Origin of the sequence: Archangium sp. Cb G35 (assembly GCF_001896145.1) — a bacterium.
In the GTDB taxonomy this organism is placed as follows: domain Bacteria; phylum Myxococcota; class Myxococcia; order Myxococcales; family Myxococcaceae; genus Archangium; species Archangium violaceum.
The window spans coordinates 89,570-103,093 of record NZ_MPOI01000014.1; the positions used below are offsets into that span (position 1 = coordinate 89,570).

At 66.7% G+C, this 13,524-nt stretch carries 13 protein-coding genes and 1 pseudogene; 7 read left to right on the forward strand and 7 right to left on the reverse strand.

Going from position 1 to position 13,524, the window contains the following annotated elements; all coding sequences use genetic code 11:
* The first annotated feature begins 113 nt into the window (after positions 1 to 113).
* Positions 114 to 914: a S9 family peptidase gene (locus BO221_RS37110; protein WP_073565610.1), complete on the forward strand. Its 801-nt coding sequence runs from the start codon at positions 114 to 116 to the stop codon at positions 912 to 914.
* Between the two features lie 29 nt (positions 915 to 943).
* On the opposite strand, the gene BO221_RS54260 is transcribed toward BO221_RS37110, so the two are convergent.
* A complete protein-coding gene (locus BO221_RS54260; RefSeq protein WP_233166424.1) occupies positions 944 to 1,342 on the reverse strand; it encodes a hypothetical protein in 399 nt (132 codons plus the stop codon).
* An 853-nt stretch (positions 1,343 to 2,195) separates the two neighbouring features.
* Here BO221_RS54260 and BO221_RS37120 point away from each other — a divergent pair.
* On the forward strand, positions 2,196 to 4,508 hold the full coding sequence (locus BO221_RS37120; protein ID WP_233166425.1) for an RCC1 repeat-containing protein: 2,313 nt from the start codon (positions 2,196 to 2,198) through the stop codon (positions 4,506 to 4,508).
* 125 nt (positions 4,509 to 4,633) lie between these two features.
* On the opposite strand, the gene BO221_RS37125 is transcribed toward BO221_RS37120, so the two are convergent.
* On the reverse strand, positions 4,634 to 5,548 hold the full coding sequence (locus tag BO221_RS37125; RefSeq protein WP_073565612.1) for an NmrA family NAD(P)-binding protein: 915 nt from the start codon (positions 5,546 to 5,548) through the stop codon (positions 4,634 to 4,636).
* A 104-nt stretch (positions 5,549 to 5,652) separates the two neighbouring features.
* On the opposite strand from BO221_RS37125, the gene BO221_RS37130 reads away from it, so the two are divergent.
* A complete protein-coding gene (locus BO221_RS37130) occupies positions 5,653 to 6,204 on the forward strand; it encodes a TetR/AcrR family transcriptional regulator (protein ID WP_073565613.1) in 552 nt (183 codons plus the stop codon).
* Between the two features lie 104 nt (positions 6,205 to 6,308).
* Here BO221_RS37130 and BO221_RS37135 read toward each other — a convergent pair whose 3' ends face one another.
* Positions 6,309 to 7,205 (reverse strand): AraC family transcriptional regulator, encoded by an 897-nt coding sequence (locus tag BO221_RS37135; RefSeq protein ID WP_073565614.1) that lies wholly within the window; start codon positions 7,203 to 7,205, stop codon positions 6,309 to 6,311.
* Between the two features lie 240 nt (positions 7,206 to 7,445).
* On the opposite strand from BO221_RS37135, the gene BO221_RS37140 reads away from it, so the two are divergent.
* A complete protein-coding gene (locus tag BO221_RS37140; RefSeq protein ID WP_073565615.1) occupies positions 7,446 to 8,189 on the forward strand; it encodes an SDR family oxidoreductase in 744 nt (247 codons plus the stop codon).
* A gap of 49 nt (positions 8,190 to 8,238) precedes the next feature.
* On the opposite strand, the gene BO221_RS37145 is transcribed toward BO221_RS37140, so the two are convergent.
* From BO221_RS37145 to BO221_RS37155, 4 genes and pseudogenes are all read right to left on the reverse strand, one after another.
* Positions 8,239 to 8,628, reverse strand: coding sequence for a transposase (locus BO221_RS37145; protein WP_083682084.1), 390 nt, complete (start codon positions 8,626 to 8,628; stop codon positions 8,239 to 8,241).
* Positions 8,629 to 8,825: 197 nt separating this feature from the next.
* Positions 8,826 to 8,963, reverse strand: coding sequence for a multicopper oxidase domain-containing protein (locus tag BO221_RS57710; protein WP_369865930.1), 138 nt, complete (start codon positions 8,961 to 8,963; stop codon positions 8,826 to 8,828).
* 10 nt (positions 8,964 to 8,973) lie between these two features.
* Positions 8,974 to 9,267: pseudogene (locus tag BO221_RS57150) on the reverse strand (multicopper oxidase domain-containing protein); the annotation flags it as partial.
* 212 nt (positions 9,268 to 9,479) lie between these two features.
* Entirely contained in the window at positions 9,480 to 10,754 is a 1,275-nt protein-coding gene (locus tag BO221_RS37155) for a matrixin family metalloprotease (protein ID WP_073565618.1), read from the reverse strand.
* 263 nt (positions 10,755 to 11,017) lie between these two features.
* Between BO221_RS37155 and BO221_RS37160 the strand changes: the two genes are divergently transcribed.
* From BO221_RS37160 to BO221_RS37170, 3 genes are all read left to right on the forward strand, one after another.
* Positions 11,018 to 11,302, forward strand: coding sequence for a hypothetical protein (locus BO221_RS37160; RefSeq protein WP_073565619.1), 285 nt, complete (start codon positions 11,018 to 11,020; stop codon positions 11,300 to 11,302).
* A gap of 78 nt (positions 11,303 to 11,380) precedes the next feature.
* Positions 11,381 to 11,941, forward strand: coding sequence for a pyridoxamine 5'-phosphate oxidase family protein (locus BO221_RS37165; protein WP_073565620.1), 561 nt, complete (start codon positions 11,381 to 11,383; stop codon positions 11,939 to 11,941).
* 209 nt (positions 11,942 to 12,150) lie between these two features.
* Positions 12,151 to 13,437 carry a hypothetical protein gene (locus tag BO221_RS37170; protein WP_083681985.1) on the forward strand — a complete coding sequence of 429 codons (1,287 nt, stop codon included), beginning with the start codon at positions 12,151 to 12,153 and terminating at the stop codon, positions 13,435 to 13,437.
* Positions 13,438 to 13,524 lie beyond the last annotated feature (87 nt).

A 13,524-nucleotide genomic window follows, 5' to 3' on the forward strand; every position in this document is an offset into this window, starting at 1 on the left:
CCTGGGGAGGAGGTTACTTCGGGCACGTCAATTCCGCGTCAACGCGCGGCTGACCCGTGGCCGACCCGCTCCCGTGCAGGGTGAGCGCCTCTCTGCACAGGAGGAACCCCGAGATGAAGCACCTGCTACTGTCCACGCTCGTCCTGCTCACCCCGTGCCTGGCGCCCGCGGCGGAGGTCTCGCCCGCGCCCGCTGTCACCGGCGCCGTGACGCGCGAGGTGCGCGCCGCCGATGGCGAGCGCATCCCCCTGCTCGTCCTCGAGCCGCACCGGCCGCCCAAAGGCCCGGCGCCGGTGGCGGTGCTCGTGCACGGCCTGACGCGCAACAAGGAGGACTGGCTCGTGGACGCGAAGCCCACCTTCGGCGGCGCCTTCACCGAGGCGCTGCGCGAGGCGGGCTACCGCGTCTTCCTGTTCGATGCGCGGCTGCACGGCGCGCGTGCGGTCGAGGGGGACAAGCCCCAGGAGCGGGTGAAGCGCTCGCACGCGGGCGACACCGGCCCGTACCGCTCGATGGTGGCGGGCACCCTGGAGGATGCGCACGCCGTGCTCGCCCACGCGCTCGAGGGGGTTCGTCCCCCGCGCGTCCTCCTCGGCGGCTACAGCATGGGAGCCCAGGTGGCGCTTCTGCTGGCCGCGCGTGAGCCGCGCGTCACGCACCTGGTCACGATGGTGCCGCCGCACGTGGACCCGGTCCTCGAGGACGTGGCGCCCGTGAACGCCGTCGGCCGCGTCCGGCAGCGCTGGCTGCTCTTGACCGCCAATCGCGATGGGTTCGCCACACCCGCGCAGAACGAGGCCCTCTTCGCCGCGGCCCCCTCACGGCACAAGGCGCACCACACCTTCGACAGTGGCCACGCGCTCCCGCGCGACTACCTCACCGAGGTGCGGCGCTGGCTGTCCGCCCAGCCCTGAGGCTCTCCCTCCCGCAACCGCAGCCAGGCTCAGGCCAGCCCGCGGCGCTGGCGGGCCCAGGTCTCGAAGCTCATGAGCGAAAGGCCGAGGGAACGCGCGAGCTCGGGCCGTGCCAGCACCGGGGCGACGTTCATGTACGTCATGCCTCGCGCCACGACGGGATGCAGGCCGGCCGCGACGGCCTCCTCGACCGTGCCGGACTGGACGACATACTCCTTGCCGTCGAGGCGCGAGAGGACCTCGGCGATCTGCGGAAGCGTGAGCAGGTCACCCGCGAAAGTGGAGGGCAGGAGGAGGGTCCAGTGCTCGGAGCCCGCGGTGCGTACGAGGTTTCCCTGCCGGCCCCGACGCCGTGGCGCTGGCTCGCTCGGCGTGATGCGTCTTGGCGTTTCCGCGGGGATGGCGCACCCCGTCCCGCGAGCGGCCATTCGCTCCATAAACGCCGTGTCCATCGCGGCCACAACGCATAGCGGGTGGAGGGGGAGGAAGCAGAGGCTCGCGCACAGGAGGCGCCTGTGTTGGAGGCGAGAGCTGTGCGGGCACAGCACCCGGATACTCGAGACGGCGGTGGCTTCCTTCATCGATCCGCCCGGGCGCGAGGCGCGCAACAGCCTTCAGGAGCTTCGAGCCCAAGGTTCCACGGCGCTGGATGCCGAGACACTGTTGGCCTATGTCCCGATGGCCTTCGCGAGGGTCGTCCTCGAGTGTTGCCCGTACAGGAGGTAGTGCTGACCCTGGAGTGCCGAGGGCCGCCAATGCCTTCAAGCCCACCACGTTGGAGAAGAGCAACTCTCGCGTGCTGCTTGTCAGCGAGGCGCCGGAGCATAAGGTCAATCATTTCGAGCTCAATGAGCGCTTCGGAGGAAGACTCCTTGCGTTCGCAGTCCTTTGACAAGCGCCGATGCCGTTTCAGCCATCCAAAGAGCATCTCTCCAATTCATCGTTTGGGAAGTAGGACAAATCTTTTCGCCTGGTCCGAGCGCTCCACCACCTCGGCGTCAATGCCACTCTCGCCTCGCTCTGCTCCTCCTCATCCAAGCCTCGCATGACGCACTTCATGCTCCGTCCAGATGGGCCAATACAGCGAACTCGATGGAGACTCATTTTCTTGGAATCCAGTGGAGTCGATATTTTGCAGCGTTCGAAGCCAGGGAATGCTTCAGGCGCGTATGAACATCTGGGTTTGCCGAAAATGGGTCTATTACTCCCATCCTTTTGAGGTGATGGATTCTTGGGTGGACTCATTGCTCTGGAGTATCCTCTTGATGAGGAGGTGTTTGTATGAGGACAAAAAAGATGCGTGTCTCTGCTTTGTGGGAAGCCTCTTGTGCTGTTCTTTTTTTGTTCGCCATGGCGAGCTGTGGAGGAGTCGCAGAGAAAGGATTTTCCGGCGGTAGCGAAAGCCTCGACAAGGTCGAGCAGAACATTGATGCCCGCGGCTCTTCCGTCAGGCTCGAAGGAGGAGCGACTCACACGCTCGCCATTCGTCACGATGGCACCGTATGGGCTTGGGGGTATAATGCGTATGGGGAGATTGGCGACGGAACCTCGCTCACTCGCACTTCGCCTGTCCAGGTCCTCGGTCTGAATGGCGTCATCTCGGTCGCTGCGGGGGCCAACTACTCGCTGGCCCTCAAGTCCGATGGCACCGTATGGGCTTGGGGCCGTAATGTGTATGGCAACCTCGGAGACAACACCACGACCACCCGCATGACACCGGTGCAGGTGGTCTCCCTGTCCGGTGTCATCGCCATTGCGGCCAATACACACCAGTCGTTCGCTTTGAAATCGGATGGAACGGTGTGGGCGTGGGGGTATAATGCCAACAGCGAGCTCGGAGACAATTCGGCAGTGAACCGACTCACCCGAGTACAGGTGAATCAGTCGGTTGGCGGCACCATTTCCGCTCTCACCGATGTCGTCGCGATTGCCGCGGGCGGAAGTCATACACTTGCCCTCAAGTCGAACGGGACGGTCTGGGCCTGGGGCCTCAATACCGTTGGCCAGATCGGAAATGGAACACTGGCCAAGCAGTCCGTCGCAGTGCAGGTCGTGGGCTTGCTCGGGGTCGTGAGCATCTCCGCGGGAACAAGTCATTCCCTTGCCTTGAAAGCGGACGGAAGCGTGGCTTCCTGGGGCTCCAATGCGTTCGGTCAACTCGGGAATGCAACCACCACCACGAGTGCAGTTCCCGTGAGCGTTCTCGGCCTGACCAACATCAAGAGCCTGGCCGCGGGAGCCACCCACTCGATTGCGCTCAAATCCGATGGAACGGTCGTCGCATGGGGGCAAAACACTTCCGGGCAGCTCGGCATTGGTACCACGACCAATCAACTGGCGCCTGTGTCCGTCTTGGGGGTCGCGGGTGTGACGGCTGTTGCGGCGGGCACCAACCGCTCCCATGCGATTGGCAGCTCGAGCGGTGTCATCTGGGGCTGGGGGCTCAACACCTACGGGGAACTGGGCAACAATACGGCGGCGAATTCCTCCGTACCTGTCATCACGGTGCTCACCTCTGGGATCCGCGGTATGGCGGGCGGCGAGCAACATGCCCTCCACGTCAAATATGACGGCAGCGTGTGGGCGTGGGGCTCCAATGTCTACGGTCAAATCGGTGATGGGACCCCCTTGCGGCGATTGATACCGGTCCAGGTCAAACAGTCGTCGGGGTCGGGTTACCTGGGGGGCATCGTCGCGGTGGCAGCCGGGACGAACTATTCGCTGGCCCTGGCATCAAATGGAATCGTCTTTGCCTGGGGACAGAACAATTATGGTCAGCTTGGGGATGGAACCACCACGAACCGGAATCTGCCGACGCAGATTCCGGCGCTGAATGGCATCGTGGCCATCGCCGCGGGAGCAACGCATGCGCTCGCCTTGAGATTCGACGGGAAGGTTTATGCCTGGGGGCGGAATTATCTGGGTCAGCTCGGAGACGAGACCCAGACGGATCGCCTCACCCCCGTGCCGGTCCATTACCTCGAGAACGTTGTCTCGATCGCGGCGGGCGCCAACCATTCCCTGGCGCTCCTGCAGGATGGCTCCGCCTTTGCCTGGGGAGACAATCAGGACGGACAACTCTGCGACGCCAATTCGAGTTCCTGGGTCTTCAGTTCGATCATCACCCAGATTCCCGGTATCGTGAGGAGTATCGCCGTCGCCGCTGGCGCCAAACACACGCTGTTGCTGGAGGCAAACGGAACGGCATGGGCTTGTGGCGACAACATGTACGGCCAGCTGGGTGATGGCACGACGACAGACAGGTCTTCGCCCGTCGTCATTTCCAACCTGACCAATGCCGTGTACATCGCCGCTGGCGGAAATACTTCCGCGGCGCTGACCACGAGTGGCACTGTGTACGCTTGGGGTCACAACGGTTCTGGACAGCTCGGCGATGGGACCACCACCAACAGGACAGCCATCACCCAGGTCCCGACCTTCTCCGGCGTGACTCACCTCACGGTGGGCACCTCACACATCGCGACGGTGAAGACCGATGGTTCCGTCTACTCGTGGGGGCTCAACGGCTCCGGCCAGTTGGGGGACGGCACCCTGTCGAATCGCCTGATTCCCACAGTGGCCCTGCTTCCCTGAGCCCCGTCTCGTCTGCCGGGACGAATGGGTCCCGGCACCACCTCTGAAATCCTGAGCACGAAAAGAAAGGGCCGGGTTTCGTCGGGAACCCGGCCCTTTCTCGCTGACGCAAACCGAAGCCAGGCTCAGGTCAGCCCGCGACGCTGGCGGGCCCAGGTCTCGAAGCTCATGAGCGAAAGGCCGAGGGAACGCGCGAGCTCGGGCCGTGCCAGCACCGGGGCGACGTTCATGTACGTCATGCCTCGCGCCACGACGGGATGCAGGCCGGCCGCGACGGCCTCCTCGACCGTGCCGGACTGGACGACATACTCCTTGCCGTCGAGGCGCGAGAGGACCTCGGCGATCTGCGGAAGCGTGAGCAGGTCACCCGCGAGCTGCAGCGTCACACCGTTGAACGTCGCGGGAGCATTGATTGCCGCCGCGGCCGACTTGCCGATGTCCTCCGGGGCGATCAGCGGGATGAGCCGATCGGTCCTGATCACCGTGAGCAACCGGTGCCCGTCGACGAAGCCGGCGGGATCCAACATCGGATGGTCCATGAACGTGGAGGGCAGGAGGAGGGTCCAGTGCTCGAAGCCCGCGTTGCGTACGAGGTCGCAGGTGGCGAGCTTGTTCTCCCAGTACTCCTCGTGTGCCTTCCAGCGCCCCTCCGCCCAGCCCTCGATGTTGCGGTGGTCGCCGACGCCGGACGTCGCGGTGTGCACGAACGTCTCGACGCCCTCGGCCAGCGCGGCCTCGACGAGGTTCCTCCCTTGCTGCCGCTCCTTGCTGTGGTCGACACCCGTCGCGGAGACGATGGGTGACTGCATCGAGAAGACCGCCCGCACCCCGGCGCAGGCGGCGCGCAACGACGCCGGCTCGTCGAGGTCCCCGACGACCACCTCGGCGCCAGCCACCGCGAGGGCCCTGGCCTCTGGCGCCTTCGGATTGCGCACCATCACCCGCACGGAGGTCCTGCCGTCGGCCAGCAGCGCCCGGGCGGTGGCGCCGCCCTGACGCCCCGTGGCGGCGGTGACGAGAACGGGAAGGTTGCTGCTCATCGGCGGCTCCTTTGTAAGTGGGGGACCCCACCGCTTATCTTCATGGTTGAATACGGAGGGGCCCCCCGTTTGTCAAGGAAGGCCATCGTGAGAAGAAGAGGGCCATGGAGAGAGTGAAGCCGTTGAGAGCGGACGGGCGACGCAATCGGGAGCGGATTCTCGAGGCCGCGGTGGAGCTGGTGGGCAGGGATGGAGCACAGGCGTCGCTCGAGGAGATCGCGCGGCGAGCGGGGGTGGGCTCGGCGACCCTGCACCGGCACTTCCCGACACGGCAGGCGCTGCTGGAGGCGGTGTTCCGCGAGGGCGTCGCGCAGCTCTGTGCGCGGGCAACCGCGAAACCGGGCAAGGAGCCCGCGGCCGAGTTGGCGGATTGGCTCGAGGAGTTGACGGTCTACACCGCGACGCACCGCGGGCTTGCCGCCGCGCTGATGGCCGGCCCGGATGGTCTTTCGGCTGAGGAGGTCTGCTGCACCGGCATGGTGCTCGACGTGTTGGACGTGCTGGTGGCACGGGCGTCATCGGCGGGCGCGCTCCACGCGGGCGCCACGACGGAGGACCTGATGCAGCTGGCGAACGCGATTGCCGTCGCCAACGAAGACGATCCGCTCACCGCGAGCCGGGTGTTGCGCCTCGCGCTCACCGGCATACGGCCGTGAAGGCCGCGAGAGCGGCTCCCATGACTATGCCGCACTGACTGCTTGTCGCCGCGGATGCGGAGACCGCGGCACTTCGAGAGCCAGGCCAGAGTGCGCTCTACGACCTAGCTCGCCCGCGCATAGCGGCCCGGAGCCTGGCCCACGTGCCGGCTGAACGCGGTGCTGAAGGTGCTCGCGGAGCTGTAGCCGACGCGTTCGGCGACCTCGGCGATACCGAGCTCTCGGCGGCGAAGCAGTCCCTTCGCAACGGCCATCCGCCAGGCCAGCAGGTACTCCATCGGGGGGAGACCCACGGTGCGCGTGAAGCGCTCGAAGAACGCCGAGCGCGAAAGCGCCGCGCTCTTCGCGAGCTGCTCCACCGTCCACGAACGCGCCACGTGGCCGTGCATCTGCCGTATCGCGGGTGCGAGCCGCGCATCGGCCAGGCCACGCAGCAGTCCCGGAGGTGCGTTGTCGCCGGATGTCGACCGCAGCGCCTCGATGAGCAGGAGCTCCGTGAGGCGCGTGAGCACGAGGTCGCGCCCCGCGCGCTGCCCGCTCGTTTCTTCGCCGACGAGCCGCACCAGCACCGAGAGCCTCTCCACGCCGCGTACGTGCACCAGGGCCGGGAGCAGCGGCACCATCAGGTCCGCGTCGGGCGAGTCGAAGACGAAGTACCCCCCGAGCAGGCGCACGTCGGGCCGGCCGCCACGCGTGCCGTGACGGACCTCGCCTCTGGGAGAGGACATCACCTTGGGGTCGATGTACACGGGTTTCACTGGCTCGAAGCCGGACATGGTGAAGCCCGGCGTCGCTGGCAGGAGCAGGAAATCGCCCGCCTCGAGCGTGAGGGGCGGCTGGCCGTCGACAGCGAGCCGGCAGCGCCCCTCGAGCACGGCACAGAAGCTTGGCTGGCCAAAGTCCGAGTAGCGGATGGCCCAGCGTCCCGCTCCGCTGATGCCCTTCGAGAACACGGCTCGCGGCTGAAGCAGTGCGATGACTTCCGAGAGGGGATCACCCATGTCTGGACTCTAGCCAATAAAATGCGGACTGCACGTGGTGGATGGTCCAGCTCCCCGAAACTACCTTGCATCCATCGACGCCGCGATTCGCGGCAAGCAAGGAGTCGACATGAAGGTGACATACGGATTTCGGGCAACGATGACTGCTCACCTCGGGAAGGGAGACGAACTGGCCGGCCTGCTGCTCTCCGCGACGCGCGGCACGGGCCCGGCCACCCACCCGGACGGAGGAGGTGCGCGATGAAGACGGTGCTCATCACGGGGTGCTCCTCCGGGTACGGGCTCGAGACCGCGCGCCACTTCCACGCGCAGGGCTGGAATGTGGTCGCCACCATGCGGACACCGCGCGAGGACGTCGTACCCGGGTCGGACCGGCTGCACGTGGTGTCGCTCGACGTGACGCGGCCCGATTCCATCGCGGCGGCGCTCGAAGCGAGTGGCCCCATCGACGTGCTCGTCAACAACGCGGGCATCGGGCTCATGGGGGCCTTCGAGGCCACGCCGATGACCACGGTGCGTGACGTGTTCGAGACCAACACCTTCGGCGTGATGGCGATGACGCAGGCGGTGTTGCCCCGGTTTCGCGCACGCGGGTCGGGCGTGATTGTGAACGTGACGTCCAGCGCGACGCTGGCGCCGATGCCGCTGGTGGCCGTGTACACGGCGAGCAAGACGGCCATCGAGGGGTTCACGGCGTCGCTCGCATTCGAACTCGAGGAGTTCGGCGTGCGCGTGAAGCTCGTCGAGCCGGGCTATTGCCCGAACACCCGTTTCACGAGCAACGGCGGCGCCCGCATGGAAGGGCTTTTCCCCGAGGCCTATGCCCCGTTCGCACAGCGCATCTTCGCCTCGTTCGGACAGCTGGCCGCGGTGACGAGCGAGTCCGATGTGGCCGAAGCCATCTGGCGGGCCGCGAACGACACGTCGCGGACGCTCCGTTTCCCCGCCGGCCCCGACGCCGTGGCGCTGGCTCGCTCGGCGTGAGCTGGCACTCAACCCTGGAGAACGCCTAAGCCACCCCAACTAATTCCGTTCAGGGGGTAGCGGCTCGGGTAGGCAGTTTGCCGCGTCTGCGGACGCGGCGCAGCAGGTGGACTGCCGCTCCATAGAAGGAGTCGCGGTCGGCCGTCAGCATGCGGCTGAAGTAGGTGGACTTCAACTCCCCCCAGAAGCCTTCAATCCAGTTGAGGGTTTCGGAGGTGTAGCGCGGCAGCCAGAAGACACGCACGTGGGGCTTCGCGGCCTCAATAGCGGCCTTCGAAGCGCGGCTGGTGAAGCAGCCGCCGTTGTCGAGCACCAGCACGATGCGCCGGCCCGTCCGCTTCGCGTGCGCCACCAGCCCGGGCAGTAGGGCGAAAAATAGAGCGCTGGTGACGCTCCTGGGCTGGTGTGCGAAGCGGAAGTCCCCCGTCGGGTAGCGCACCGCGCCCACCACTCTTCCAGCGCGGCTGGCGTTAGCCGGGGCGGTCGGCCCGGGTGCTCACCGGCCTTCAGCGCCCGAGCACCTTCCTGGCGCCAGCGCCGCCGCCGGGCGTGCACCGCCCGTGGGGTAACTCCCAATGCCTTCCCCACTTGGACGGCACTCTGCCCTTGATGGTGCCCAGGCTGTTGCTCCACCACTCACTCCTTCTCGACGTCAATCATTGTCATCATGCCGGCCTCGGCATGTTCGAGGATGTGGCAGTGCATCATCCAACTGCCGGCATCCGTGGACGAGGACGGTGTCCCGGAAGAACGGCTCCTCCACCGGCACGCCATCGCGCGCGAGCAGCCGGAAGAACATCCCGTGCAGGTGGATGGGGTGCAGGCGCGCCGACTCGTTCACGTACCGCAGCCGGTAGAACTGGCCCTGCTTCAGGGTCAGCCCCGGCTCGTGGCGGTGCCCGTGTCCGGCGAACGCCTTGCCGTCGATGGTCCACTCGATGCCGAGCGGGCCTCCCCCGCGCGCGTTCAACCGGAACGTGTGGTGCTCCGGCACCTCGAGCCCTTCCTTCCAGGCGGGCACGTGCGCGCGGGCCGGCGAGTCGAAGACCGGGGTGTCCACCGGCTCCCCCTCGAGCACGATGTCCGCCAGGGGGTTGGGCCGGCGGCTGGAGAACCGGTCGAGGACGCGCAGGGGCGCGCCCGAGAGCTGGTTGAAGGTGAGGTCGATGTCGGCGCTCGAGCTCGCCCATCATCCCCATGCCGGGGAAGCCGTCCAACCGGAGGGACCGCTTCGCAACCCACCGCGGGCTGTGTCCAGCCCGCTCGGGTCCGCCTGTCCTCAGCCCACGCTCAGTACGGATAGAGCTCCGCGATCGCCTGCGCGTCGCAGGACGTGATGGCGGCCGTGCACTGGGTGGGGTCGATGTACATGATCGAGTTGCAGTTCGGGTGGTGATAGATGCCGAGGGAGTGCCCGACCTCGTGGATGGCGACGGTCTTCGCGTAGTGCGCGCCCGTGTAGTACGTGTTGTTCAGCTGGATGGTGCTCCGGGTCATGCAGGTGCCCGACCAGTTGTTGCCCGCGTACCCGTACCAGCCGGTGTAGCCGTAGTAGCTCTCGTAAACGTAGACGTCGGAGGTGCCGCTGGAACGCCAGTAGAGGTACAGGCTGTTCGAGATGCCCGTGTACATCCACGCGTTCATGGCGTCACCGATGGGCCAACGCGTGCCCGTGTAGTCCGTGAAGGTGACGTTGGTCGGCCTCCGGCACCACTTGTAGCCAAAGGTCTGGAGCCCGCACCAGCTCTGGGCGGTGACTCCCTGGGCGGTCATTCCCAGGGCGGCCGGCTCCTGGGGGCCCGCCTTCAACAGCGTCTCCTCGCGCTCGTCGGGGCCCTGGTACTGGACGGCCCGTGCGCGGGCCTCGACCCGGTCGAGCAGTGCGTTGACCGGCTTGCCCTGGGCGAGGCCGTCCTGCACCAGCACCCGGCCCAGCGGTCCACCGGTCACGGAGTAGACGCCCGTCATGGAGCTCGCGGCCATGGGCTTGGCACCCCCCTGCGGCGTGAGGAAGAAGACCGCCTGCTCGCCCACCTTCGGCAGCGGGTTGTCCTGCGGCTCGAGCGTGCAGCCGTCGGAGAGCAGGCCGCCGGGGAACATGATCTCCACGGTGGCGCCCTGCGCGACCACGCCGCCCGAGGCGGTCTTGATCGCCGCCGAGGAGCGCGCCAGGTCGTCGATCCTCACGGTCGCGATGGTCACCGGAAGATCCGTGTAGATGCCGCTCGCCTCTCCGGAGGGCTGTCCCTCCTGCTTGGACTGCGCATAGGTGCGGATGACGTCGAAGCGCGTGGACTCCACCCGGCCGCCGATGACCAACGCAGAGTGGTCGGTCAGGTCCTCGATCGAGCCCTCATGGCGGATCCAGTCCATCTCGAGCGTGTGCTTGGTTCCCTCGGCGTGCGCCTGGGCGGGCGCCGGCGTCCCGGGCACCCACGCCGTCACCTCGGTGTCCTGCGCAACGGGCTCGCTCGGCTTCGACTCATCGGCCCCGCTGCTGGCACAGCCCACCACGCCCATCAGCGCCAGTGGCGCGAGCCAGGAACGCGTCTGCTTCTTCATCATGGTCATCTCCGTGGATGAACGCCGGAATTCAGCGCCAGCGTCGGTTGCCCTGTAAGGACGGAGAAACGCGGCGCGCGTCCCACTCGGAGATTAAAAAAAAGAGACGGCGCAGTCCTGGCGGAAAAAGGTGCTCGCGGCGGAACCGTCAGAGGGCCCGTCCGTCCGCGATGAGCAGACGCAGGGTGACCCTGGGGCGGCCCTCGCGCCTTTGGTGCTTACATGCAGGGTCCATGGCCCCCATCGCTCCGCTAGGTAAGCCTCGCGTGCTCGCGCTCCTGCGCGCCGGGAAGCTGCCGTTCACCTTTGGCTCACCTCATCCAACCGTCGCCGTCGTCGAGCAGGACGGTGTCTTCCGGGTGCGAGAACTGGTCGTGGCTCCCGCCGAAGCCGAAGTGGCCGCCAGGGAGTCGATGAATGAACGCGGTCTCTGGACGCCGGAGCAGCACTACGCGCTCGGCAAGCCTGCCGGGCGTGTGTTCATCGAAGCGCCGACGCGCGAAGCGCTCGCCGAGAAGCTCGAGGCGTACCCGTGGCCGCGGGAGTGGTGACATTGATTCATGACACCCTTTCGTTGACACCCTTTCGCTGGGCGGATGGATTCGCCTGCCGGTGGAGGTCCGTCCCACATGGCGAAACAGTTTCCCCGGCTCGAGCCCGCCCATCGTGAGTTCATCCAGCGCCAGCGGGTGTTCTTCACCGCGTCCGCCGCGCCCACCGGACACGTGAATCTCTCACCCAAGGGGCTCGACGCACTCCGGGTGCTCGGAGACAGGGCAGYCGCGTACCTCGACCTCACCGGCAGCGGCAACGAGACGGCCGCGCACCTGYTCGCGGACGGGCGGCTGACCCTCATGTTCTGCGCCTTCGAGGGGCCGCCCATGATTCTGCGCCTCTACGGCCGYGGCCGGGCCCTGCGCCGCGGCGGTGAGGAATACACGCGGCTGCTCGCCTCCGMCTTCGGCGGCGTGGAGCCACYCGGTGCGCGGCAGMTCATCCTGCTCGACATCGAGCTCGTGCAGACCTCGTGCGGCTAYGGCGTGCCGCTCTACGAATACGAAGGCGAGCGCCCCACGCTCACGAAGTGGGCCGAGGCCAAGGGCCCGGAGGGGCTCGACGCCTACCAGCGCCAGAAGAACACGCGCAGCCTCGACGGGCTGCCGACCGGCCTCTTCGACGAAGGGACCTGACTTCGGGAATGGGCACGCTGCCCTGTGTTGGGGGCGCGAGCTGTGCGGGATGGGTGTCTGTGTGGGCTGACGCGTCAACGGCCGGGACTGACACGTCAATGGGGTGGTGCCGCCGCGGCTCCAAAGCGAGCTCCAGAGGCATCACGGACTGCCGCACCCCTGGCATGTAGCTTGCTGAGAGCCAGGCCGGGCGGGACGAACTCCTCGCCGTGAACCCGGCCTCAGGGTTCAACGACAACGCGCATCAACAGCAAGAGATGACCTGCCCGGGCCATGGTGGCCGCGGGCAAACCGAAGCCAGTGAATGGATGGTGATACGCATGGCCTCTCCGACCGACAACCAGAAGAAGATCTTCGCCGTTGCAGCCCTCGCGAACATCGGGAATACCCAGTCGGGGCTCTTTGCGCCGGCCGATACCCTGAATGGCATCAAGACGGCCCTGAGCACGATGCAAGGACAGATCGGCACCTGGGACGTGGTCTGGGGCCCCTCGCTGTCGCTCGGCCTCGACTCGAAGGGCAATCTCGTCTCGAACAACACCATGTACGTGGCCCAAAAGGCGAACACCCATGACTATGTCATTGGGATCGCCGGGACGAGCGGGAACTCACCGGTCGACTTCCTCGTCGAGGATAACTGGGTCACGAGCACCGTGCTCTGGTCCACGGTCATCGGATCCGTCGCCCCTTCCGCCGCTCGTGACGCCGGTAACGCCGCGATTTCCCAGGGCACCGCGATCGGCCTGAACAACCTGCTCAGCACCATGCCGTGGATTGGTATCCCCGGCGCCTTGTCCACGATCGAGAGCTTCCTCGCCGCGGAGTCGAGCAAGGGTCCGATGAACCTCACCGTCTGCGGCCACAGCCTCGGCGGCGCGCTCGCCCCGGCCCTGGCGCTCTACCTGCAGAACACGAAGTCGACGTGGGATGAGAATGGCTCGTCTACGGTCATCACCATGCCCGTCGCCGGACCCACGCCGGGCAACGGTGACTTCGCGAGCTACTTGAGCAAGACGGTGACCGTCCAGGGCTTCTACAATCCCTTCGATGTGGTCCCCCACGCCTGGGCACCTACCGATCTCGGCCAGATCCCCAAGCTCTACGTCCCCCAGATCCCCGAGTGCTGGGAGGTCGACGCCCTGGGTTTGGTGGCCGTGGGACTGAGCGTCGTGGGAACGGGGACGGGCTCCCCCTACACGCCCACGGCTCGGGCCACGCTGGACGGGGCGAAGATCTGCACGGATATCATCACGGGGGGCGACGCCTTCAAGGACTTCCTGGCGCAGCTCGGCTACCAGCACCTCAATGCCTATGCCACGCTCCTCGGCCCCGCCGGCACCGAGACGTTGTTGGCCCAGGTGTTGCGCGGCACCTACACCGACCAGATCTCCGCAAACGTGGCTGCCGCCATCGAAAAGCAGGCCGGCAGGACCATTCCCTCGAGCATTCAGGTCGCGCCGCGGTCGCAGGTCAAGCGGGTCGCGAGCGCCAAGTAACCCTTCCCGTACCTGAATTCGTGGCCCCGTGGCGCAGCCACACCACGGGGCCGGCCGTGCTCCCCGGCGAGCTCGTTCGCCGCGACG

Coding starts and splice junctions, on each gene's coding strand:
- BO221_RS54260 (WP_233166424.1), bottom strand. CDS start 1,342: ATGGCCGCTCGCGGGACGGGGTGCGCCATCCCCGCGGAAACGCCAAGA.
- BO221_RS57710 (WP_369865930.1), bottom strand. CDS start 8,963: ATGGCGTGCCGGTGGAGGAGCCGTTCTTCCGGGACACCGTCCTCGTCC.
- BO221_RS37140 (WP_073565615.1), top strand. CDS start 7,446: ATGAAGACGGTGCTCATCACGGGGTGCTCCTCCGGGTACGGGCTCGAG.
- BO221_RS37130 (WP_073565613.1), top strand. CDS start 5,653: ATGGAGAGAGTGAAGCCGTTGAGAGCGGACGGGCGACGCAATCGGGAG.
- BO221_RS37135 (WP_073565614.1), bottom strand. CDS start 7,205: ATGGGTGATCCCCTCTCGGAAGTCATCGCACTGCTTCAGCCGCGAGCC.
- BO221_RS37110 (WP_073565610.1), top strand. CDS start 114: ATGAAGCACCTGCTACTGTCCACGCTCGTCCTGCTCACCCCGTGCCTG.
- BO221_RS37125 (WP_073565612.1), bottom strand. CDS start 5,548: ATGAGCAGCAACCTTCCCGTTCTCGTCACCGCCGCCACGGGGCGTCAG.
- BO221_RS37120 (WP_233166425.1), top strand. CDS start 2,196: ATGAGGACAAAAAAGATGCGTGTCTCTGCTTTGTGGGAAGCCTCTTGT.
- BO221_RS37155 (WP_073565618.1), bottom strand. CDS start 10,754: ATGATGAAGAAGCAGACGCGTTCCTGGCTCGCGCCACTGGCGCTGATG.